This is a genomic window from Janthinobacterium sp. FT14W (genome assembly GCF_009208755.1).
Lineage (GTDB): Bacteria > Pseudomonadota > Gammaproteobacteria > Burkholderiales > Burkholderiaceae_D > Janthinobacterium > Janthinobacterium violaceinigrum.
Window position 1 is genome coordinate 20,417 of the sequence record NZ_WFLL01000005.1, and the last position, 20,873, is coordinate 41,289.

At 65.6% G+C, this 20,873-nt stretch carries 18 protein-coding genes and 1 pseudogene; 6 read left to right on the forward strand and 13 right to left on the reverse strand.

The features are described 5' to 3' along the window. Positions 1-110: 110 nt before the first annotated feature. Genes GCN74_RS05390 through GCN74_RS05400 form a run of 3 tightly spaced genes read right to left on the reverse strand, consistent with a single transcriptional unit; the run spans position 111 to position 5,031 of the window. Positions 111-1,742: a SpoVR family protein gene (locus GCN74_RS05390; protein WP_226938873.1), complete on the reverse strand. Its 1,632-nt coding sequence runs from the start codon at positions 1,740-1,742 to the stop codon at positions 111-113. Continuing rightward, the gene (locus GCN74_RS05395) at positions 1,739-3,007 is read right to left on the reverse strand and encodes a DUF444 family protein (RefSeq protein WP_152255697.1); all 1,269 of its coding nucleotides are present in this window, start codon (positions 3,005-3,007) and stop codon (positions 1,739-1,741) included. Before GCN74_RS05395 ends, GCN74_RS05390 begins: the two co-directional genes overlap by 4 nt. Before the next feature lie 2 nt (positions 3,008-3,009). Beyond that, positions 3,010-5,031, reverse strand: a complete 2,022-nt coding sequence (locus GCN74_RS05400; RefSeq protein ID WP_152255698.1) for a serine protein kinase — start codon at positions 5,029-5,031, stop codon at positions 3,010-3,012. A 271-nt stretch (positions 5,032-5,302) separates the two neighbouring features. Here GCN74_RS05400 and GCN74_RS05405 point away from each other — a divergent pair, with 271 nt between their 5' ends. Then, positions 5,303-6,481 carry a hypothetical protein gene (locus GCN74_RS05405; RefSeq protein ID WP_152255832.1) on the forward strand — a complete coding sequence of 393 codons (1,179 nt, stop codon included), beginning with the start codon at positions 5,303-5,305 and terminating at the stop codon, positions 6,479-6,481. Positions 6,482-6,727: 246 nt separating this feature from the next. Then, complete coding sequence (locus GCN74_RS05410) at positions 6,728-7,066, forward strand: hypothetical protein (protein WP_152255699.1); 339 nt, start codon at positions 6,728-6,730, stop codon at positions 7,064-7,066. 239 nt (positions 7,067-7,305) lie between these two features. Here GCN74_RS05410 and GCN74_RS05415 read toward each other — a convergent pair whose 3' ends face one another. From GCN74_RS05415 to GCN74_RS05450, 8 genes and pseudogenes are all read right to left on the reverse strand, one after another. Continuing rightward, positions 7,306-8,742, reverse strand: a complete 1,437-nt coding sequence (locus GCN74_RS05415; RefSeq protein WP_152255700.1) for a catalase — start codon at positions 8,740-8,742, stop codon at positions 7,306-7,308. 268 nt (positions 8,743-9,010) lie between these two features. Next, positions 9,011-9,274, reverse strand: a complete 264-nt coding sequence (locus GCN74_RS05420) for a hypothetical protein (protein ID WP_152255701.1) — start codon at positions 9,272-9,274, stop codon at positions 9,011-9,013. Between the two features lie 128 nt (positions 9,275-9,402). Then, complete coding sequence (locus GCN74_RS05425; protein WP_152255702.1) at positions 9,403-10,095, reverse strand: tetratricopeptide repeat protein; 693 nt, start codon at positions 10,093-10,095, stop codon at positions 9,403-9,405. A 55-nt stretch (positions 10,096-10,150) separates the two neighbouring features. Beyond that, complete coding sequence (locus tag GCN74_RS05430) at positions 10,151-12,253, reverse strand: bifunctional 2',3'-cyclic-nucleotide 2'-phosphodiesterase/3'-nucleotidase (protein WP_152255703.1); 2,103 nt, start codon at positions 12,251-12,253, stop codon at positions 10,151-10,153. An 83-nt stretch (positions 12,254-12,336) separates the two neighbouring features. Further along, complete coding sequence (locus GCN74_RS05435) at positions 12,337-12,795, reverse strand: TlpA disulfide reductase family protein (protein WP_152255704.1); 459 nt, start codon at positions 12,793-12,795, stop codon at positions 12,337-12,339. After that, positions 12,792-13,259, reverse strand: a complete 468-nt coding sequence (locus GCN74_RS05440) for a DUF3299 domain-containing protein (protein ID WP_152255705.1) — start codon at positions 13,257-13,259, stop codon at positions 12,792-12,794. The genes GCN74_RS05435 and GCN74_RS05440 overlap by 4 nt, the downstream gene beginning before the upstream one ends. A 10-nt stretch (positions 13,260-13,269) precedes the next feature. Next, positions 13,270-14,460, reverse strand: a complete 1,191-nt coding sequence (locus tag GCN74_RS05445) for an FtsX-like permease family protein (RefSeq protein ID WP_152255706.1) — start codon at positions 14,458-14,460, stop codon at positions 13,270-13,272. Positions 14,461-14,680: 220 nt separating this feature from the next. Continuing rightward, positions 14,681-15,223 (reverse strand): annotated as a pseudogene (locus GCN74_RS05450) (ATP-binding cassette domain-containing protein); the annotation flags it as partial. Positions 15,224-15,306: 83 nt separating this feature from the next. On the opposite strand from GCN74_RS05450, the gene zigA reads away from it, so the two are divergent. Genes zigA through GCN74_RS05470 form a run of 4 tightly spaced genes read left to right on the forward strand, consistent with a single transcriptional unit; the run spans position 15,307 to position 18,905 of the window. Next, on the forward strand, positions 15,307-16,533 hold the full coding sequence (gene zigA, locus GCN74_RS05455) for a zinc metallochaperone GTPase ZigA (RefSeq protein WP_152255707.1): 1,227 nt from the start codon (positions 15,307-15,309) through the stop codon (positions 16,531-16,533). A 19-nt stretch (positions 16,534-16,552) separates the two neighbouring features. Continuing rightward, the gene (locus GCN74_RS05460) at positions 16,553-17,557 is read left to right on the forward strand and encodes a CobW family GTP-binding protein (protein ID WP_152255708.1); all 1,005 of its coding nucleotides are present in this window, start codon (positions 16,553-16,555) and stop codon (positions 17,555-17,557) included. Then, on the forward strand, positions 17,554-18,342 hold the full coding sequence (locus tag GCN74_RS05465; protein ID WP_152255709.1) for a hypothetical protein: 789 nt from the start codon (positions 17,554-17,556) through the stop codon (positions 18,340-18,342). The genes GCN74_RS05460 and GCN74_RS05465 overlap by 4 nt, the downstream gene beginning before the upstream one ends. A 44-nt stretch (positions 18,343-18,386) precedes the next feature. After that, positions 18,387-18,905 carry a GNAT family N-acetyltransferase gene (locus tag GCN74_RS05470; RefSeq protein ID WP_152255710.1) on the forward strand — a complete coding sequence of 173 codons (519 nt, stop codon included), beginning with the start codon at positions 18,387-18,389 and terminating at the stop codon, positions 18,903-18,905. 25 nt (positions 18,906-18,930) lie between these two features. Here the strand turns inward: GCN74_RS05470 and GCN74_RS05475 are convergent, their stop codons facing one another. After that, complete coding sequence (locus GCN74_RS05475) at positions 18,931-19,356, reverse strand: Fur family transcriptional regulator (RefSeq protein ID WP_034787417.1); 426 nt, start codon at positions 19,354-19,356, stop codon at positions 18,931-18,933. A 103-nt stretch (positions 19,357-19,459) separates the two neighbouring features. Next, positions 19,460-20,812: an alpha/beta hydrolase gene (locus tag GCN74_RS29510; protein WP_152255711.1), complete on the reverse strand. Its 1,353-nt coding sequence runs from the start codon at positions 20,810-20,812 to the stop codon at positions 19,460-19,462. Between the last annotated feature and the right edge of the window lie 61 nt (positions 20,813-20,873).

Here is a 20,873-nt window from a genome sequence, read left to right on the forward strand (position 1 = left end):
GGGTAGCGGCTGGTCGCGCCCGAGTTACGCGCACCGGCGGCGCGCGCAACATGTGTCCATTGCCGGCGCCAGGCGCTTGTGCGATAGGCATGCGCCCCGTCGCTTGCCGCTCAGTGCTGCCCGGGCGCCCCTGCCGGCGTCGGTGACGCTGGTGACGCTGGCGGCACTGTCGGCGCGGGCGGTTCGGGGACGCCGTCGGTCTTGCTGCGCAGAACCCGGGGCGTGCTGCGGAAATCGGCCGTATGCAGGGTAACGGGGCGGCGCCAGACGCGGGCGATATACGCGAGCACCTGTTCCGCCCGCTCCAGGTCCAGGCCGCGCCCATCGCGCTGGTGGTCGTGGCGCAGCACCAGGCTGCCGTCGTCGTTGAGCAGGGTGACGGCGATGCAGGGCGCGCCATAGTTGTATTTGGGTGCCAGGATGGCTTCGCGGATGGCCCGCAAGTCGCGGTTGGCCAATCGCGTTTCGCCGTCGCGGCGGCTTTCATGCACGAACAGGCCCAGGCGGTCGGCCAGTTCCCCGTCCAGATAGTTGCGTATGAAACTGAAGTCATCGTCGTCGCGGCAAATCTGGCGCGCCCGCGCCAATCCTTCGCGCTCGATGATGTGTTCCCACATGCAAAAACCCAGGTGATAGGGATTGACGGCCAGCGCCTGTTGGTGCTCGCCCGCGTAGGGACGCACCACGTCCGAATGCGACTTGATGGCGGACAGATACAGTGCGGGCGGCAGGAAACGGGCTTCGCGCAGCAGCCGCGCATGCCAGTACGAGGCCCAGCCTTCATTCATGATCTGGCAGGCGTACACGGGATAGAAGTAAAACGACTCTTCGCGCACGGCCAGGAAAATGTCGCGTTCCCAGTCGGCCAGTTCCGGCCCGTATCGAGCGATGAACCACAGCAAGTCGTACTCGGCTTGCGGCGGCAGGAGCGGGCGCTGCGCCAGCCGCGCCCTGGCCGCCGCGTGCGCCGCCAGCGCGGCCGCTTCGCCCGGCAGGCGCCGGTAGCGCCGCGCGAAACGATCGTCTGCCGAGGCGTCCTGCGTATCCGCTGTACCGGCTGGCTCCCGTGCCGCCGCATAGGGCGGGCGGTGCAGCTCGGCGTGGATGTCCACGTGCTGTTCCAGCGCCAGTGCGGCGTCGAGCACGGCCTCGACCGCCTCCTGTCCGTGGCGTTGCAGCGCCGCTTCAAGGCGCTGCGCCCGTGCCGCGCTCTGTTCCAGGATGTGCTGGCCCGCCATGGCGCCGAAGCGGAGGAACAGGGCATTGCGGCTGGCAAAGTCGGCATGGCCCAGCACATGCGCCGTGACGAGGGTATTTTCCGCCACGGAATTGTGTTCGGCCATGTAGGCATGGCAAGGGTCGCCGGGGAACATGACTTCGAACATATGCGAGTTACCCATTTTTTGATGCACGAGCTGGTGGATGTAGCGCACGCCGAACGACCAGTGACGCATGCGCACGGGCAAGCCATAAATGGCGATTTCGGCCATGAAGCTGTCGGGCACCAGTTCGAACTCGACGGGGGCAAATTCCAGGCCCAGTTGCCGCGCCAGCGCTTCGATGCGCGCCGCGTAGCCGTCCAGGCCCGCAGGCTCTGGCGTATCTGGCATGCCCGGCGTGCCTGCAATGCCTGTTGCCATGTTGTCTGTTGTCTCTGCCTTGCCGTCGAGGAGGGCGGGCCGTGCCGCCAGGCCTGGCCCCGCATCCGGCTGCGGGGCGGATTGGGGGCCGGCCCGCGTCATGGAGTTTCCTCCGCGTCGGCCGCCTCGTGCTGGAAAAAGGTGCGGATGGCCGCCCACACGTCGTCGGCCTTGCTGAGCAGGCTGCTGTGCAAGGGCAAGCCGCGCCGTTCCTGTTCGGCAAACAGGCTGTGCATCTCCGTTTCCAGGCTGCGCGGCACGCCGGGCAAGGTTTCCACATAGCCCATATAGTTGAGCAAGGCGGCCAGTTCGCCCAGGGCCAAGCTGGCCGGCCCACGGTCTTCGCTGAAATTCTCGCCGTCGGAAGCATAGAACAGGTAGGCGTTGTAGCGGCCCGGCGCATAGTGTGCTTTCAGCAGGTCGCGGCTCAGGCAAAAGGCCGTGGAAGCCATGGTGCCGCCCATGCCGTTGACCTGGAAGAACTCGGCTTCGGAGAACTCCCAGGCCCGCGTCGTATGCGCGATAAAGCGCGTTTCCACGCGCGCATACCTGCGGCGCAAGCCTTGCAAGGCAAAGAAAAAAAAGGACTTGGCCAGCTTGCGCTCGGCCTGCGCCATGCTGGCCGACACGTCCAGCACGAAAAATACGACGGCATTCGCGCTGGGCCGGGGCTGCGGCTGCACCTGGCGGTAGCGCAAGTCCTCGTTGGTGAAGGGCACGGGCTGCACTTGCACCGCGCGCCGCTTGATGGCTTCCTTGACGGTGCGTCGCCGGTCCAGGCGCGAACGGGCGCCATGCCGGTCCAGGCCGCTACGCACGAGCCGTACCTCGTCGATCGCGCCCAGGTGGCGCGGCGTCAGGTGGGGCAGGGCGAAGGCCTCCCACAGCCAGTCGAGGATGTCGTCGATGGGGAATTCCAGCAGCAGGCGCACCGTCCCCTCGCCATTGCCGCCTTCGCCTTGCGTCCCGGCCCCGTCCGTGGTGGCGGGGCGCGCCGGGCGCAGGATATCGCCGGGCTGGCCGTCCCCCTGGCCCGCGCCCACGCTGTTGCGCGCGGGCGCCAGGCGGAAACGCGCATGTTCGAGCAGGCGCATGGGCACGTGCACCGTGCGCTGCTGCGGCCCGCCGATCAGGTCGGGCGTGGCGATCAGCTCGGGCAAGTGCGCCTGCACGGCGTCGCGCACCTTCTGGTTGTGGCGCAGCCAGTCGCGCGCGCCGCGCGAGAACAGTGCATACCACGGCTGGGCCAGGGCCGGTGCGGCCGAGGCCAGGGCTGCCCCGCCTGCGGCGCCTGCCGTGCCCGTGGCGCCGTCGCGCGCCGGGCCGCCATCGTGGTTGCCGCTGCCTGGTGACGTGGTGGCGGACATGGCTATTCCTGCGCCAGCAAGGTGGTCACGTAGTTGAGCGCTTCGCGCGCGCTATGGGCGTCATAGCCATATTCGTCGACCAGGCGCTGCTCGACGGCCGAGATCCTGGCCCGCACATCGTCATCGGGGCGCTTTGCCGAGCCTACCAGGCGGAGCACGTCGCGCCGCTGCTCGAACAGGTATTGCTGGATGGCGTCGTGCAGCTGCGCATGGCTGGCCAGGCCGAACGCTTCGCCCCGCTTGAAGGCGCTCATGGCCTTGCGTACCACTTCTTGCCGGAACGACTGCTTGCCCGAGTCGCTGATATGGATTTTTTCTTCCACGGCGCGCAGGAAGCGCTCGTCGGGACGGCGCTCTTCGCTGGTGATGGGATCGCGGATCTGGCGGTTGTCCAGCATGGCTTCGACTTCATCGAGGTATTTGTTCAACAAGTCTTGTGCTTCTTGCTCGAATGAAACGAACAAGGCCTTGTGCACGTCGGCCTTGACCCAGCGGTTATAGAAATCCTTGCGCGTGAGCACCAGGTAATCGACCCACTTGCGCTTGCGCCGCGGCTCGATGCGCGCATCATTCTCGATGCCATCCTTCAGGGCCAGCAGCACGTCCATGGTGGAAAGGCTGTTGCGCTGGGCGGAAATGATGGCGTGCGACAGGGCATTGATGACGAAACGGGGAGACACGCCCGACAGGCCCTCGTCCGGCGCCTTGTCGCGCTCGCGCATGCGGCGGATGTCGGCAGGCTGCAGGTCGTCGACGTCCTCGTCCGCGTAGATGCGCAGCTTCTTGACCAGTTCGGCTTCCTTGTCGTCCGCTTCAGGCAAGCGGCTGAGGATGGCAAACACGGCTGCCGCATGCAGCACATGCGGGTCGAGGTGCACATCGCGGAAGGCGGGCGCGGCCGCCTGGATCAGCTTGCGGTAGATGCGCGCTTCCTCGCGGTAATTGAGGGTATACGGTACTTGCACGATGACCATGCGGTCGAGCAGCGCCTCGTTCTCGCTTTCTTGCAGGAATTTGCGAAACTCGGCCAGATTCGTGTGCGCGAGGATGGTTTCATCGAGGTAAATCAAGGGGAAGCGCGAGACCTTGACATTCTTTTCCTGCGTCAGGGTCAGCAGCAGGTAGAGGAATTCCCGCTTGACCTTGAGGATCTCGATCATTTCCAGCATGCCGCGGCTGGCCGCATACACGGCGCCGGACCACGACCAGGCGCGTGGATCGCCTTCGTCGCCGTACTGCGCCACCTTCGACAGGTCGACGGAGCCCACCAGGTCGGCCAGGTCGGCCGTGGTGGGGTCGTGCGGAGCATACGTGCCGATGCCGCAGCGGCCCGCCTCGGATAAATGGATGCGCTCGACGGGCATGCGCAGGAAGTCGCCCCCGTACTGTTCTTCCAGGCGGGCGCGGCAGTGGGGACACAGGGCGCCATGCAGCTCGGCGCCATAGCTGGCGCGAAAGTCGGCGCGCATGCTGTGCGGCACCAGGTGCAGCGGCGATTCGTGCACGGGACAGCCGGCAATGCCGTACAGCGCGCCTTCGCTGCTGTGGCTGTATTCTTCCAGGCCCCGCTTGAGCAGGATCACCATGGTCGACTTGCCGCCTGACGGCGGGCCCAGCAACAGCAACATGCGCCGGCCCACCTCGGAACCGGCCGCGGCCGCCTTGAAGTAGGCGGCAACCCGGTCGATCGCCTCGTCGATGCCGAACAGCTCGTCGTCGAACAAACGGCAGCGGAAGCGCCCGCTGTCATCGGTGTGGCCGTTCCAGCGCATCATGTCCCACAGGTACTGGTGCGCGCTGCGCGCCAGCAGGGCCGCCCGGCCCGGCAAGATCTGCTCGAGGAAGTCGGCAAAACTGCCACGCCAGGGGCTGATGCGGTGTTTTTCCGCCCAGGCCGCCATGCCATGCACGAACCCAGCATGCCGGGCGGCGTTCGGGCCGCCAGCTTCCTCTGCGTCGTGGCTCCCCCGCTCGGCCGCAGGCACCGCTGCCGCAGGCGCGTTGTCGTCGGATTGGCCTGTCATACCAGGGCTCGTCATTGTTTCCCCATCCATACCATTGCTGCCGTTGCTGCCGTAAAGCAGGCCCAGTTCCAGCGTATCGGCCAAGTATACGGCGCCGCCTCTGCCCGCACGCCTGATCTCGCTCAACCTTGACGAGGGAACTATTTTTGTCTTCTCCACCCCCCCCTGATGGCGCTACCCAACCGTACACCAGGTAGTTGAATCCAGATCAATACCGGCCGGCGCGGCCCGCCCACACTGGAAGCTTGCAGCGACCCACGAGGAGAACATGATGATAGGCAATGAAAATGGTTTCAGCGCCCCGCCTGGCAGCAGCGGCAGGGGGCAAAGCGCGGACGATGAAGAGGCCGTCGGCCAATTTTCCGTCCCAGGCGACGACGACAATGCGGCCGAGAGCGCGTCCATTTCGGACGTGCCCGACGCCCTGAGCGGCGTCAGCATGGAATTGCTGGAAATCAAGCGCAGCATCGAGGACGGCATGCGCCAAAATATTTCCCAGGCGGGTGGCGTGCGCGCGGCCGATGCCTTCAGCGACGGCGGCAATATCCAGGGCGTGTCCATCGGCCTGGGCGAGGGCGCCAGCGACAGCTCGTCCGGCGAGCCGGGCTTGCCGGCCCTGACCCTGTACGTGGCCGAACCCACCTCCGTCGACCGCGCCAAGGCCGCCATCGTGGGCGCCATGGGCGTGCGCGCCGTGGCCAGCGACAAGGTGCCCGTCAACATCGTCGTCACGGGCGTGATCGACGCGCAGCCGCACCGTTTCCGTTTGCGCCCGGCGCCGGGCGGGGTGTCGGTCGGGCATTTCCGCATCACGGCCGGCACCATCGGCTGCCTGGCCGTGGGGCGCAGCGCGCCGCGCAACAGCCGCTTGATGATCCTGAGCAATAATCACGTGCTGGCCAATTCCAACGGCGGCGTGTTCAACGATTGCATCGTGCAGCCTGGCCCCATCGACGGCGGCCGCTGCCCGCAAGACCAGGTGGCCGTGCTGGAGCGTTTCGTGCCCATCAATTTCAGCGGCGGCGTCAACTTTGTCGACTGCGCCACCGGCTGGGCCTGGCCTGACCGGGTGCGGCCCGAACTGGTCTACCTGAGCGGCGGCGTGCCTGCCTATTTCCGCATCAGCAATGCGCTGGTGGCGCCCGCGCTGGGCATGCTGGTCGGCAAATCCGGACGCACGACGCAATTGACGCAGGGCCGCATCACGGGACTGGGCGCCACCATCAACGTCAATTACGGCGGCGGCAGGATCGCGCTGTTCCAGGACCAGATCGCCATCACGGGACTCGGCGGGCCGTTCAGCGCGGGCGGCGATTCCGGCTCGTCCATCTGGACCTGGAACCAGCAGCGCAATCCCGTGGGCCTGCTGTTTGCCGGTGGCGGCAACATCACGTTTGCCAACCAGATGCGGCGCGTGGTGGTGGCGCTCGACATCAATTTGTACACCTGAGCACGTGGTCAGAAGCAAGCGGGCGGCGTCACGCCGCCTTGCATAACGCTGTCTTTTGCACGATGATGATCAAGGGCCTGTGCCGGCTGCGAGCATCGTCTGGCGCGTCTTTCGGCGCGTCTTCTGCCGGGGCAGGCTGCTGGCCGGGGCAGGCTGCTGGCCGGGGCGGCCGCCTGCTTGCCCGGCGAAGCGCGCGGCGACGCCGGATGGCCCGGTGTATCATGGAATGCATCAGGAGGGTGTGTCATGTCAAACAGTAAATTTGCACAATCGCCATATGCCATCTTCGAAGATGCCGCCATGCCGTATTTGCCTGACCAGACCCTTGGCCAGGGCGCTGCCGGCGCAGGGTACGCGCATGCCGTGCCCCAGGGCCGGCTGGAAGCGGCCAAGCGGCGCAATGAGCGGGCGCTGATGGCCATCGACGGCGTGGAAGGCGTGAGCCTGGGACGCAACGCCGTCGGCAAGGAAGCGCTCGTCGTGTATCTGCGCGACTCGTCCGTCAAGCGGCGCGTGCCCTTGCAGGTCGAAGGCTATCCGGTGGAAACGAGCATCACGGGCCAGATCGACATCCAGCGCTGGTAGCGCGCTGGCGCGGCGGGCTTGCCGTTACGCCACCTGCCTGCCCGCCGGCGAGGCAGTGGGCGGGCAGACAGGCAGGTCGTGCGTTGTGCGTCGGCGCGCTAGGATCGCCTGTCGCGTGGCGGATTTTGATGCGGCGGGTGCTCATCCCGCGGGCCGTTGCGGCGGAGGGCCCGATGCATTGGCGGCCCTCCTGAACCTTCCTGCCCTCCTTGCCAAGCCGCTGGCCTTGCCGGCGTGCCTTATTTGCTCAGGCGGCCGATCGCTTCGGCCACGCCCGCGCCATAAGCGGGGTCGCACAGGGTGCAGTTGCCGATGTGGCGTTGCTTGACTTGCTCCGAGGCACCCGAAATGGCGCGCGCCGTGTTGTCGAACAAGGCTTGCTGCTGCGCCGGGGTCATCAGGCGGAACAGGGCGCGCGGCTGCGAATAGTAATCCTCGTCGACGCGGTGGTTCCAGTGGTCGGCCGCGCCTTCGATGCTCAATGGCGGTTCGCGGAAATCGGGCTGCTCGGCCCATTCCTGCGCGCTGTTCGGCTCATAGCCCAAGGTTCCGCCCTGGTTGCCATCCACGCGCATCTGGCCGTCGCGGTGATAGCTGTGGAACGGGCATTTCGGCGCATTGACGGGGATATGGCTGTGGTTGACACCGAGGCGGTAGCGTTGCGCGTCACCATACGAAAACAGCCGGCCCTGCAGCATTTTGTCCGGCGAAAAGCTGATGCCGGGCACCACATTGGCCGGGTTGAAGGCCGCTTGCTCCACTTCGGCAAAGTGATTGTCCGCATTGCGGTTCAGTTCCAGCACGCCCACCTCGATCAGCGGATAGTCGCCGTGCGGCCACACTTTCGACAGGTCGAAGGGGTTGAGGTGATACGTGCCTGCCTCTTTTTCCGGCATGATCTGCACGTACAGGGTCCAGCGGGGGAAATCCTTGTTTTCGATGCTTTCGTACAGGTCGCGGTGCGAGCTTTCGCGGTCCTTGCCCACCAGTTCCTCGGCTTCGGCATCCGTCAGGTTTTGAATGCCTTGCTGGGTCTTAAACGTGAACTTGACCCAGAAACGCTCGTTTTGCGCATTCAGGAAGCTGAACGTATGGCTGCCGAAACCGTGCATGTGGCGGAAGCTGCGCGGCAAGCCCCGGTCGCTCATCACCACCGTCACCTGGTGCAGCGCTTCGGGCAGCGAGGTCCAGAAATCCCAGTTGCTGTTAGCGCTGCGCAAGCCCGTGCGGGGATCGCGCTTGATCGCGTGGTTCAGATCGGGAAACTTGAGCGGGTCGCGCATGAAGAAGACGGGCGTATTGTTGCCGACCAGGTCCCAGTTGCCTTCTTCCGTGTAGAACTTCAGGGCGAAGCCGCGGATGTCGCGTTCCGCGTCCGCCGCGCCCCGTTCGCCCGCCACCGTGGAAAAGCGCGCGAACATGGGGGTTTGCTTGCCCACGGCGCCAAAAATCTTCGCCCGCGTGTAGCGCGTGATGTCGTGCGTGACGGTAAACGTGCCATACGCGCCGGAACCCTTGGCGTGCATGCGGCGTTCGGGGATGACTTCGCGGTCGAAGTGGGCCAGCTTTTCCAGGAACCATACATCTTGCAGCAGGGCAGGGCCGCGGGGGCCTGCCGTCTGGATGTTCTGGTTGTCGACTACAGGCGCGCCAAAGGCAGTGGTCAGCTTTTTCATTGGACTCTTTCTTTATAGGGAGGTCAACGGACGAGCCAGGGCCTACCCAAACACTGGCTGGGCTGAGCATTGCGACGCGCTCACCGAGGCTGGTCCAGAGTAACAAATTTCTAAAAAGCAAGTACAGTGTGCCATTTCGAGGCCGGTAACAGCCCCGCCGCGTATGGGGAAGCGGCGTGCCCATCATAGCCCCTCGGCAATGTCCAGTCCAACACGATTGACCCAGCGCAACGCGTAGCGGTATTTTCCGGCACATTGCCGACATGTATCAGCGATATTTGGCCCAGTTCGCCCGCAGCCAGGTCAGCACGGCGGCATGGCCGCGTATCTCGGCGGGCAAGTGGCGCTGGATCAGCCGCTGGCAATTCAAGGCCGTGGCCAGGCTGCCGCCCGACCAGCTGTTGCAACTGTACAGCACTTCATACCATTCGTGACGGTTCAGCAGGACGCTGTCGGGGATGTTGCGCTGCGCCGGGTCGTCGCCGGCCGCGGGGCCGTCCGGATAGCGGAACTGCAAGTCGCTCTTTTTCATGGGGCCCATCCGGTGATCTGCCATGCCTGCCTCGCGATGAAATTACGCACGAACACATGTCCCTGCCAGGCAAGCTTATGTCTCCAGCAAGCATTCCACTCAGAAATATGGGCCAGCCTTGACCTGGCTTAAAACTTGTTCCAGTTATTGTGCCGGTGTTCCGTCGCTTCCTTCATCAGGTGGCCCGCGCGCAGCGCGTCGCCGGCCTGCACCGTCATCGCCAGTTCCTGGATGGCGGGCGGATATTCGTGGTGGGCCGCTTCTTCCAGCAGCTCATGTCCCTTGGCCAAGTCGCGCGGCACGCCGCGGCCTTCGCGGTAGGCGTTGTACAGCAGGAACATGGCATGTGGGTTGCCCAGCTCGCTGGACTTTTCCAGCCAGTGCGCGGCAATCACGGGATCTTGCGGCACGCCTTCGCCATTCGCCGCCAGCAAGCCCAGCATCAGGGCCGCCTTCGCATGGCCTTGCTGGGCCGCTTGCCGGTACCACAGCCACGCCTGCTCCGGCGTTGCCGCGCGCCGCATCTGGCCCAGCTCGAATGCCGCTTCCGTGTCGCCCGCGCGGGCCGCCTGTTCGAACAGGGCCAGCGCATCGGCGCGGCGTTCGGGTCGGGCCTGGTAAATCAGCGCCAGTTCCCGCTCGGCGACCGGCATGTCCTTGCTGGCCCAGCTGCGCACCTTGCGCTCGGCCAGGTGGTCGCCCGCCTGGCGCGCATGCATGGCGACGGCTTCGATCTCGGCCGGCGTGGGCGGCGGCGAGGCCTGGCAGGCGGCCAGGGCGGCAGCGAGCACGACGGCAGGCAGGGAGAGTGCGTGTTTCATCTTGATCACCTTTCATTGCGGGGGCCGGAACAACTGCCGTTCCGGCCCATGGACCTTATTTGCTCAGGTCGATGCGGTACTTGGCGAAGCCGCTGGCGTCGAGGCCGCCTTCGGCCGCCACGTTGGCAATGCCGCTGCCTTGCGCCAGCGCCAGGTGGCCCGGCGCCGAGCGCAGGATCACGGGACCAGCCGTGGCCGTCTTGACGAAGCTCCAGCTGCGCGCGCTGCCATTGGCTGCCAGGGTCACCTTGCCGCCCTTGGTGCTCAGCGACGCCAGGTAGTTGCTGACCACGGCCTGGTTCGCATCGGGCGACTTGATGATGGTCTTGCTGCCGTCAATGCCAGGCACGGCGCCGCCGCCGCCGGCGCGGTAGTCGTTGGTGGCCACGATGAAGTCATCGCCATCGGCCACCGCCGCGCCCTTGTACGTGAGGTTGACGATGCGGCTGCCCGCCGGTTTCGTCACGTCGATCTGGTACGTGAGCGCATTGTTTTCCGCGTAGAACACGTCATAGTTGTAGATCGTGCCATACGACGGCACCAGGTCCTGCTCGGCGCTGCTGGCCGGGTCGATCTGGGCAAATTGCTTGGCCGACGTTTCCAGCCATGCCTTCAAGTCCGAACCCTTGATCTTCACGGCTTGCAGGTTGTTATTGCTATATAAATACAGATCGCCCGGATTGCGCACCTGCAAGCCGACGGGAGCGGCCGGCGTCGCGCCAGCGGCCACGTCCGTGAAGTCCGATGGCCCGTTGCGGCCGGCCTTGAACGGCGCGCTGCACGAGATGACGGGGATGTTCTTGTAGCTCGACAAGGTGGCATCCGTGCTGGTGGCGATGAAGTTCTTCACGTAGTCGAGCTGCGCCTGATTGACCAGCTGGATGGCGCTGACGTCGCCCACCAGGGCAAAATAGGCGGACATCTCGAAATCCGTGCTGATGCCCAGCGGCTGCTTGGCGTAGGCGATGGTGGCTGCATGCTCGGTGGCCACCAGCGGTGCGATGGCCGGGTCGGCTTTCACGAGGGTCTTGCCATCCGTGTACTTGAAGCCGCGCGATTCCACCGTCGTCTTGGCCGGCTGCACCACCCACTTGCCGCCCTGATAAGCCATGGTCAGCTTGATGATGCCCAGACGGCGGCCCCAGCTTTGCGCCATGACGGTGGGTACGCCATTGACGAAACCGTTGACGGCGTCGATCTTCGCGCTGGCGGGGAAGGCGGCAAACGAGGCGTCCAGGGCGGCTGCGCCTTCTTCCTTGCCTTTCGGGAAAATCAAGTGCGAATGGCCGATCATCAGCGCATCGATGCCCGTGCTGGTCAGGTGGTAGCTGCCGTTTTCCATCTTCGGGCTGTAGGTGCTGGTGTCCAGGCCGCCATGCGACAGGGCCACGACGAGGTCGGCGCCCTTGCTGCGCAATTCCGGCACATACTGTTTCGCCGCTTCCTGCACGCCCGTCACGCTGACCTTGCCAGCGAGTACTTTCTGGTCCCATTCGAGGATCTGCGGCGGCACAAAGCTCAGCACGCCCACATTGATCTTCACGGTCAGCTTGCTGCCATCGGGCGCCGTGGCGGCGAAATCGCGGGGCAGCACGGTGTAGGGCTGGAAGATGGGCTTGCCGCTGGACACGCCGACGACATTGCTCAGCACGGATGGGAAGGCGGGCGCGCCGCAGGTGCCCGTCGGCTTGGCCACGCCGGGAATGCCGAAATCCGTGTTGGTGATCTGGCTCAGGTAAGCGAGGCCATAGTTGAATTCGTGGTTGCCCATGCCGCCCGCATCGTATTTCAGCGCGTTCATGGCCTTGTGCACGGCCAAGCTGCCGGAACATGGCACGGGCGCGGCCACGGCCTGCAGGTCTGCCAGCAGGGTGCCCTGGATGACGTCGCCATCGTCGAGCAGCACATTGTTCGGATTTTCCGCGCGCGCCGCCTGGATCAGGGTCGACGTGCGTTCCAGGCCCAGGCTCGTGTCTTCGGCCAGCGCATAGTAGTTATAACTGAGGACGTTCGAGTGGATGTCCGTGGTTTCCAGCAATGCGACGGTGACCGTCGTGCCTTCGGGAATGGCCGGTGTGGCCGGGGTATTCGAACTGCCGTTGCAACCGACGAGACCTGCACTTGCCAGCGCTGCCAGCATGACCCAATTTGTTTTCATTACCGCCCTCGGAGAGATTCAAAGGACGCGACTGTAACGCCGCCATATGACGGCGCGATGACAGCCGTGCAAGGCGCATGGATTCAAGGGCCGCTGCAGGCGGCCACGGCCGTGGCCAGCCACGCCGCATCGACGGCCCCCAGGCGCCGCGTGCAGATCTGATGTTGAGAATTCACAATCACTGTGTACGGCAAGCCATTGATTTTATTGCCAAAAGTGGGCAGCAAGGCGGGTCCGGACCAGGCTTGCGGATAGCTGGCCGGGTGACGCCGCAGGTACGCTTGCGCGGCCGGGCGCGTATCGATGGCGATGCCGATCAGGTGTTGCCGGGGCTGGCTGGAGGCGTAGGCATGCAAGACGGGCAACTCCTGGATGCAGGGCAGGCAGTTGCTGGCCCAGAAGTTCAGCACGACGGCCTGGCCGTGGAACTGGTTCAGCCTGAGCTGGCCGCCGCCATCGAGGCGGGGCAGGTCGAAGTGCAGCGGCGCGGCGTGCGCCTGGCAGGCGAACGCCAGCAGCAGTAATGCGGGCCAGCGTGTCATTGCGCCACCACGGCGGCGTCCGTCATGCGGTAATACAGGCCCATGGGGTCGCTGGCCAGCACTTTCAGCTTGCCCTGCACGATGAAGGGCGCGTAGCTGAATTTCACGGGTATGCGGCTCTTGACTTCCACCACGCCTTCCGGACCGGCGGGCAGGCAGTAGGGACAGCTGGCCGAGGTGACGGTGAGCAGGAAATGTTTCTGCTTCTGGCCCGCTTCCAGCGGCATCATGAAGCCTTGCACTTTCACGTCAGTATTGTCGAGCGCGCTGATTTCCGGCGTGTATTTCGGCACCATGCGGCCCTTTTTTGCCTTCACGGTGGTGGCCTGGCCCAGCAGTTTCCACGGCACCACGCCGGGCAAGTCCGTCAACGGGGCGAAGAACGACGGCGGTTCATCGGCCGGTGCCGCTGCGGCAATGCCGGCCAGCAGCAGGCAGGCGCTTAGAACAATGATTTTCAGCATGGCTCTCTCCTCAGGGGCGCGCCAGGGTGGCGGCGATATCGGTGCGGTAGGCGCGCAGCGCGGGAAGGGCGGCGGCCAGCAAGCCCACGCCGGCGGCGATCACGGGCAGCCACGCTTCGCCGGCGACGACGCGCCACGCCTGCAGGTTCAGTTGCTGTTCGTCCTCCATGCTCCACTGCAGCAGCGCCACGCCGCCATGGCCCAGCAGCCAGCCCAGCGCCGCGCCCGCCAGCGACAGCAGCAAGCCTTGCGCCAGCAGCAGGCGCAGCAGTGTGGCGGGCGAGGCGCCCAGGGTGCGCAGGATGGCCAGGTCGGTCTTGCGCTCTTCCAGCGCGCCGTATAGGGCCACGAACAGCGACAGGGCCGCCACCAGCAGCACGCCGGCGGCGATGGCCCGCAGCACATCGATGCCCACGCCCAGCAGATTGAACAGCCGCGCCGCCTCGAACGCGGGCTGGGCCGCCTGCAGGCGCGGCTGGCCATTCACCCAGCGGGGCAGGCTGACGGCCGCCAGCGGCGATGCATATTGCACCAGCACGGCCGTCAGTTCGCGCTCGGGGGCCGTTGCCGGCTGTTCATCGGGGTCCGATTCATGCACCTGCCACACGGAGGCGACGGGCGTGAGGATCAGCCTGTCCAGCACCGTGCCCGTGGGCGCCAAAATGCCCGTCACCGTGTACGGCGCATGCGCGTGCAGTTCGCCGCCCGCCGCCAGACCGTGCGATCCCGCGAAGCGGGCGCCCAGTGTCGCGCCCGTCTCGCGCGCGGCGCGGGCGCCGAACACGGCTTGCATCGGCTGCGCGAATAGCGCCCCTTGCGCCAGGTGCGCGCCGTAATAGCCCAGCAGGGCCGTGGTGCTGCCGACGATGCGGAAGCCGTGGAAATTGTCGCCCAGCGCAAGCGGAATTGCGGATTTCACCAGCGGCTGGGCGGCCAGGGCCGCCAGTGCCGAGTCCGGGATATTGCCGGTCGGAATATCGGCGTGATACACGGACGACAGGATCAATTGCAGTGGGGAACCTTTCGCGCCCACCACCAGGTCGATGCCCTGCGCATCGCGTTCCGCATGCTCTTCCAGCTGGACGGAGACGGCGAGTATGAAGGTCATCATGGCGATGCCGATGGCGATCAGCAGCAGGTTCAGGCTGGAGGCCAGCGGCTTGTGGCGCAGCGCGCGCCAGGCCAGGGTGGCCGCGTTCATGCCGCCCCCCCCCGGCGCGCGGCAGGCGCAGCACGGCTGCGTCCGGCAAGGCGGCCAGCACCCTGGCGTCGTGGCTGGCGATCACCAGCGAGGCGCCCGCTTGCGCCGCTTGCCGGGCCAGCAGCTGCACGACGGTGGCGCAGGCGTCGTCGTCGAGGTTGGCCGTCGGTTCGTCGGCCAGGATCAGTTGCGGGCGCATGACGACGGCGCGCGCGATGGCGGCCCGCTGCCGCTGGCCGCCGCTCAAGGCGTATGGGTAGGCATCGAGCTTGTCGGCCAGGCCCAGCTGGCCCAGCAGGCTGGCGGCGCGGGCCGGATCGGGCCGCTGGTCGCTGGCGTAGGCGGGCAGCAAGACATTATCCAGCACGTTCAAGCTGGGCACCAGCGCCAGTTGCTGGGGCAGCAAGCCGATGGCGCGGCCGCGCCAGCTGTCGCGCTGGCGCGGCGTCAGGCCGGGCAGGGACGTGCCCGCCACTTCGAGGCGGCCGGCCTGGGGCGCCAGGATGCCGGCCAGCAAATGCAGCAAGGTCGATTTGCCGGAGCCGGACGGCCCCAGCAGCAGCGCGTGCTGTCCGATGGGCAAGTGAAAGGCGGCGATGTCCAGCACGGGGCGGGCGCTGTCATAGCCGTAGGTCAGTGAATCGAGGTTGAGCATGGAGTCTTTCGGAAAGCTGGCCGGCGGGCAAAGATTGCCGCACAAATGCAAGTGAGCTGCATTATAATTCAAACGCAATCGACTTGCATTTAAAATGCCGCCGCGCATTGCAGCCGCATTTGCCAGCTCATTTGCAACCGCATTTGCCAGCCTATTTATCAACTTTCATCGTCCCCATCCGAAAGATACTCATGACCCAGCGCAAACTCCCCGTTACCGTCCTGTCCGGATTTCTCGGCGCCGGCAAGACCACCTTGCTCAACCACATACTGCGCAACCGCGAAGGCAAGCGCGTGGCCGTCATCGTCAACGACATGAGCGAAGTCAATATCGACGCCTCGCTGGTGCAGGACAGCGCCGAGGCGGCCGGCGCGGCCCTGTCGCGCACGGAAGAAAAACTGGTGGAAATGTCCAACGGCTGCATCTGCTGCACCCTGCGCGACGATCTGTTGCTGGAAGTGCGGCGCCTGGCCGCGGAAGACCGCTTCGACTACCTGCTGATCGAATCGACGGGCGTGGGCGAACCGATGCCCGTGGCCGCCACCTTCGACTTCGAGGATGAGCACGGCGACAGCCTGAACGACGTGGCGCGCATCGACTGCATGGTCACCGTGGTCGACTGCGCCAACCTGCTCGACGATTTCCACAGCGAAGACAGCCTCGAGCAGCGGGGCGAAACGGCGGGCGAGGGCGACGACCGCCAGCTGGCCAATTTACTCACGGAACAGATCGAATTTGCCAATGTCATCGTCCTCAACAAGGTGGACATGGTCGATGCGGCCCATCGCCTGCGCGTGCTGGCCGTCATCAAGGCCTTGAATCCCGGCGCGCGTATCATCGAGACGAACCAGTCCGTCGTGCCGCTGGACGCCATTCTGGGCACGCATCTGTTCAACCTGGAACAGGCGGCCAGCATGCCGGGCTGGGCCCAGGAACTGGCGGGCGTGCACACGCCGGAAACGGAAACCTATGGCATCGGCAGCTTCGTCTACCGGTCGAAAGAACCGTTCCACGCGCAGCGCCTGCACGATTACATTGCCCAGCCGATACCGGGCGTGGTGCGCAGCAAGGGATACTTCTGGCTGGCCAGCCGCCCCGAGTGGGTGGCCAGCCTGTCCGGCGCGGGCAAGCTGATGAATATCGAACCCGTGGGCCTGTGGTGGGCGTCCGTGCCGAAAGAGCGCTGGCCCACGGACGCGGCCTCGCTGGCGGAAATGAAGGCGGGCTGGAGCGAGCCATATGGCGACCGCTACCAGGAAATCGTCTTCATCGGCCAGGACATGGACCAGGCCGCCATCGAGGCGGACTTGAAGAAATGTCAATTGAACTATACGGAAACGCGCCAGGGCATGGCCGCCTGGCGCAAGCTGCCCGACCCGTTCCCCCAGTGGCAACGCATGGAAGAACTGGAAGATTAACCATCGATAGGAAAGCAATATGACAGAACTGATCCCCGTCACCATCATCACGGGTTTTCTCGGCAGCGGGAAAACCACCTTGCTCAAGCGTATATTGCAGGGCGACCACGGCGTGCGCATTGCCGTGATTGAAAACGAATTCGCCGCCGACAGCATCGACCATGGCTTGCTGGTGCAGGACAGCGACGAGCAGATCGTGGAAATGAACAATGGCTGCATCTGCTGCAGCGTGCGCGGCGACCTGATCCGCATCCTGGGCCAGCTGCACGCCAGGCGCGCAACCGGGGCAGTCGCCTTCGACCACGTGATCGTCGAAACGACGGGCCTGGCCGCGCCCGGGCCCGTGGCGCAAACCTTCTTTGCGGAGCCGTCCGTCAGCGAGTTCTACATGCTCGACGCCATCCTGACGGTGGTCGATGCGCGCCATGCACAGCAGCAATTGACGGCGCACAGGGAAGCGCAGGAACAGGTGGGCTTTGCCGACCGCATCCTGCTGTCGAAGACGGACCTGGTCGACAAGGATGCGCTGGCCGCCCTGCGCCAGCGGCTGGTCGCCATCAATGGCCGCGCCAGCATACAGAAAGTGCGCTTCGGCAACGTGCCCTTGCGCGACATCCTGAACATCCGCGGTTTCAATTTGAACGCCATCGTCGAGCTGGAGCCTGATTTCCTGGGGGAACTGGGCCACCGCCATGGCGACGGCGTGCAATCGTTCGTCTACCACCAGTCCCAGCCCCTTGATCTGCTGCAGGTGGAGAATTTTCTCGATGCCGTGGTGCAGCTGTTCGGCACCCAGCTGATGCGCTACAAGGGTATCTTGTACGTGGCCGACGTGCCATGCCGCGCCGTCTTCCAGGGCGTGCACATGCTGATGGGCTCGGAACTGGGCGCGCCGTGGCGCGACGCCGAGACGCGCGCCAGCAAGATCATCTTCATCGGCCGCGACTTGCCGCAGGATATGCTGATCCGGGGCCTGGACCGCTGCGTGGCCAAGGCGGGCAGCGCGCTCGAGGTGGCGGCATGAGCGTGGAAGCGGGCTTGCCCGCCCTGGCGCTGATTTTTCTGCTCGGCATGCGGCATGGGCTGGAACCGGACCACCTGGCCGCCGTCGATGGCCTGACCCTGCGCAGCCGGGCCGTCCATCCGCGCTGGACGCCGTGGATGGGTGCGCTGTTTGCGCTGGGACATGGCATCTGCGTGCTGGCCATCGTGGCCGTGGCCGCCCTGGCGTCGGCGCAATTCACGCCGTCCGAAGCCGTGTTCGGCTGGCTGGAATGGCTGCCCATCGCCTTGCTGCTGCTGATTGCGGCCCTGAATGCGCGCAGCTTGCTGGCCGGCGCGCAGCTGGCCCAGGTGCGCGGCCGGCTGCTGCCGCGCTGGCTACGGGGCGCTTCCGGGCCGCTGGGCGCCATCCTCGTCGGCATGCTGTTCGCGCTGGTGTTCGACACGGCCCTGCAGGCGGCCGCCTGGGGCTATGCGGCCGTGGCGCTGGGCGGCATGGGGCCGGCCATGCTGACGGGGCTGGTGTTTGCCGTGGGCATGGGCGTGACCGATACCTTCGATGGCTGGGTCACGGCGAAAGTCATGCGCACCGGCAAGATCGAAATCGTGCGCGCGTTCCGCCGCCGCCTGGGCTGGCCCATCGTCGCCATCTGCGTGGCCATGGCCGCCTGCATGGCCGCGGGCAAGCTGGACCCCGCGTGGTCGCTGCCGGAAAGCTGGATGGCGGCGCTCGGTGCGGCCATGGTGCTGCTGATGGCGGCCCTGTATGGCTGGACCCTGCTGGGCTTGCGCCGCGTGCGTGCGTGAGGCGGGGGCGTGGGTATAATGGAAAAAAACTGCCGGATTCCACCATGCCCCCAGCCGATATCGTCATCCGCCTGCTGACGCCAGCAGATACCGCTGCCTTTTGCGCGCTGCGCCTGCGCGCCATTCTTGATTCGCCCAGTTCGTTTTCCGCGTCGCGCGAGGATGAGCTGGCGCGCACGCGGGAAGAGCATGCGCAGCGCATCGCCGGCGGCGTCCTGCAGCGGGCGTTTGGCGCTTTCGACGGCGAACGTCTCGTGGGGTTTGCGGGGCTGCGGCGCGAACCGCTGCGCCAGCTGTGGCACAAGGCCTTGCTGTGGGGCGTGTTCGTCGATGTGGCGCATCGCGGCAAGGGCGTGGCGCGGCGTCTCGTCAACGCCTGCATCGAACAGGCCGAGGCTGACCCTGCCGTCATGCAGGTGCACTTGAGCGTGAATGCGGAAAACAATGCCGCCTTGCGCCTGTATGAATCGCTGGGATTTATCGCGTATGGCACGGAACCGCGTTCGATGCGCGTGGGCGAGCTGTTCTATGACGAGCATCACCTGGCCTTGCTGCTCAAGTGACGTCGCCAGGCGATGCCTGTCTAAATTACTTGCAGCGCGGGCACAGGCCCTTGATCAGGTAATCGACTTCGCCGCCGCTGAAGCCTTCCGGCAAGAGCACGGGCGGCGGCAGCTTGACTTCATTGAAACAGGTGACGTTTGCGCATTTCGTGCACTGGAAGTGCGCGTGCTCGTGCGCCTGGTGGCCCGCGCCCGCGCTGAAGCGCCACACCTGGTCGGCACCCGCGATGCGGTGCACCAGTTCATTTTCCGTCAGCCATTCCAGCACCCGGTACAGGGTGACGGAATCGATATCGCTGTCCTGCGACAGCGCCTGCTGGATCTCATGGTGGGTCAGCGAACGGCTTTGCGCCATTAAAAAGTCGAGCACCTTCACGCGCGTCTTGGTGACGCGGGCATTGGTGTTGCGGATCAGCGATTCGGCTTGCGGTGTAGAAGATGATGTCAACATGATAGGCCTGCTTGCGGGGGATCGGCTGGCGGCGTCATCGCCGTGCCCGTTGCCACCCTATGGGCCGTATCTTAGCATGCGGGCCGCACCGTATGAAACGGCGTCATGGTTTGAACGTCCAATAGCGGCCGGCCACCGTATCGACGGGGTCGAGAAAGCGCTGGTCGGCGCGCGCCTGGTTGCGTATCAGGTAGAACATGTCGGACAGGGCGGAGCGCTGGTCCGCGAAATACGCATGCTTCATGAAGCTCGTGTCCACGCCCGTGGCGTCGATGGTTTCCACGCCCGCCACGATCAGCATGCCGGCGCCGCTGTCGCCTGCGCGCGGGTAGCCGTGCACGGCCTTCGACGCGGCCAGGGCCAGGTCCTGCGACGAGGCATACAGGGTCACGGGATTGCGCGCGCCGGCCAGTTTCGGCGCGATATCGTGCTTGAAGACGGCGGCGTCGATGTCGGGCGCGGACAGGATGAGTTCCGTGATCTTTTGCGCCAGCTGCGGCTGCGCGGCCAGCAAGCCGGCCACGGCCCGCGTCAGCCCGCGGCTGCCCATGCTGTGGCCCACCAGGTACACTTGCGCCGCGTCCGTGCTGGCGAGAAAGTCGGCCAGGAAAGCCGTGATATGGGGCGTGCTCCACTCGATATTGTTTTCATCGATGGTGTAGGCGGCGATGTCGCCGCGCGACGGCCAGCTGTAGAACGCGGGCGCGCCGTCGAAGCCCAGGTCGTAGGCCATCTGTCCCGTGCGCCGCGCCGCATCCTCGAAACTCACGTTATAGCCGTGCACGAAGACAAATGCGCTCTTGCCGGCCGAGGCGCGGACCTGGGTTCTTAGTGCTGCAAAGAAATTATCGTGATCCTGCACCTCGGCGTCGAGCAGCACCACGTGCTTGGCCGGGTCGTCGCGAAATTCCAGGCGCCACAGCGACGGCGATTCCAGCTGGCCCATGCGGTGGTCGCGGGGGATGCTGATGTCGCAGCTGCCATAGCTGAGCGGCCCGTCGCCGCTGCCATTGCCGCCCGTGATGCTGCGTTCGCCGCTGAAGCGCTGGGCCGCCGGCTTGCCCACGTCGCGCTGGCGGTCGGTGGCGAAATACACTTTCACCACGGCATAATTCGACACGACCGTGCCTTTATCGGCTGGCGCGGGCACGGCTTCCACGTCGGGCAGCGGGGCGACAGGCCGCTGCAGCGCATCGAGCAAGCCTTGCGCGGCAAACAGGGTTTCCATGTCGTCCGGCACGTTCGCCGCGGCCAGGGCGGCCGACAGGGCCAGCTGCCGCTGGGGATCGGCGGGCGCCGCTTCCAGCGCGGCGATGGCGGCCAGGATGGCGGCGGCACCGTCGAACTTGGCGATGGCCAGCTTGAGCCGTTGAAAATGGCTGGCGACGGCTTGCGGGGCATGGCCGGGCGCGCCATGTTCGATGGCCGCCACGACGGCCGAAGTGATCAAGTCCATGCGCCACCTGCCTTTCAGGTCAATCTGGATTGAATGTCAACCCATATTGCCATAAAAGCAC

Excerpts from the sequence above, each read along its gene's own strand:
- GCN74_RS05405 (WP_152255832.1), top strand. The coding sequence starts at position 5,303 with ATGATAGGCAATGAAAATGGTTTCAGCGCCCCGCCTGGCAGCAGCGGC.
- GCN74_RS05445 (WP_152255706.1), bottom strand. The coding sequence starts at position 14,460 with ATGAACGCGGCCACCCTGGCCTGGCGCGCGCTGCGCCACAAGCCGCTG.
- GCN74_RS05395 (WP_152255697.1), bottom strand. The coding sequence starts at position 3,007 with ATGTCCGCCACCACGTCACCAGGCAGCGGCAACCACGATGGCGGCCCG.
- GCN74_RS05440 (WP_152255705.1), bottom strand. The coding sequence starts at position 13,259 with ATGCTGAAAATCATTGTTCTAAGCGCCTGCCTGCTGCTGGCCGGCATT.
- GCN74_RS05460 (WP_152255708.1), top strand. The coding sequence starts at position 16,553 with ATGACAGAACTGATCCCCGTCACCATCATCACGGGTTTTCTCGGCAGC.
- GCN74_RS05475 (WP_034787417.1), bottom strand. The coding sequence starts at position 19,356 with ATGTTGACATCATCTTCTACACCGCAAGCCGAATCGCTGATCCGCAAC.
- GCN74_RS05420 (WP_152255701.1), bottom strand. The coding sequence starts at position 9,274 with ATGAAAAAGAGCGACTTGCAGTTCCGCTATCCGGACGGCCCCGCGGCC.
- GCN74_RS05465 (WP_152255709.1), top strand. The coding sequence starts at position 17,554 with ATGAGCGTGGAAGCGGGCTTGCCCGCCCTGGCGCTGATTTTTCTGCTC.
- GCN74_RS05400 (WP_152255698.1), bottom strand. The coding sequence starts at position 5,031 with ATGACAGGCCAATCCGACGACAACGCGCCTGCGGCAGCGGTGCCTGCG.
- GCN74_RS05410 (WP_152255699.1), top strand. The coding sequence starts at position 6,728 with ATGTCAAACAGTAAATTTGCACAATCGCCATATGCCATCTTCGAAGAT.
- GCN74_RS29510 (WP_152255711.1), bottom strand. The coding sequence starts at position 20,812 with ATGGACTTGATCACTTCGGCCGTCGTGGCGGCCATCGAACATGGCGCG.
- GCN74_RS05470 (WP_152255710.1), top strand. The coding sequence starts at position 18,387 with ATGCCCCCAGCCGATATCGTCATCCGCCTGCTGACGCCAGCAGATACC.
- GCN74_RS05430 (WP_152255703.1), bottom strand. The coding sequence starts at position 12,253 with ATGAAAACAAATTGGGTCATGCTGGCAGCGCTGGCAAGTGCAGGTCTC.
- GCN74_RS05390 (WP_226938873.1), bottom strand. The coding sequence starts at position 1,742 with ATGACGCGGGCCGGCCCCCAATCCGCCCCGCAGCCGGATGCGGGGCCA.
- GCN74_RS05415 (WP_152255700.1), bottom strand. The coding sequence starts at position 8,742 with ATGAAAAAGCTGACCACTGCCTTTGGCGCGCCTGTAGTCGACAACCAG.
- GCN74_RS05425 (WP_152255702.1), bottom strand. The coding sequence starts at position 10,095 with ATGAAACACGCACTCTCCCTGCCTGCCGTCGTGCTCGCTGCCGCCCTG.
- GCN74_RS05435 (WP_152255704.1), bottom strand. The coding sequence starts at position 12,795 with ATGACACGCTGGCCCGCATTACTGCTGCTGGCGTTCGCCTGCCAGGCG.
- zigA (WP_152255707.1), top strand. The coding sequence starts at position 15,307 with ATGACCCAGCGCAAACTCCCCGTTACCGTCCTGTCCGGATTTCTCGGC.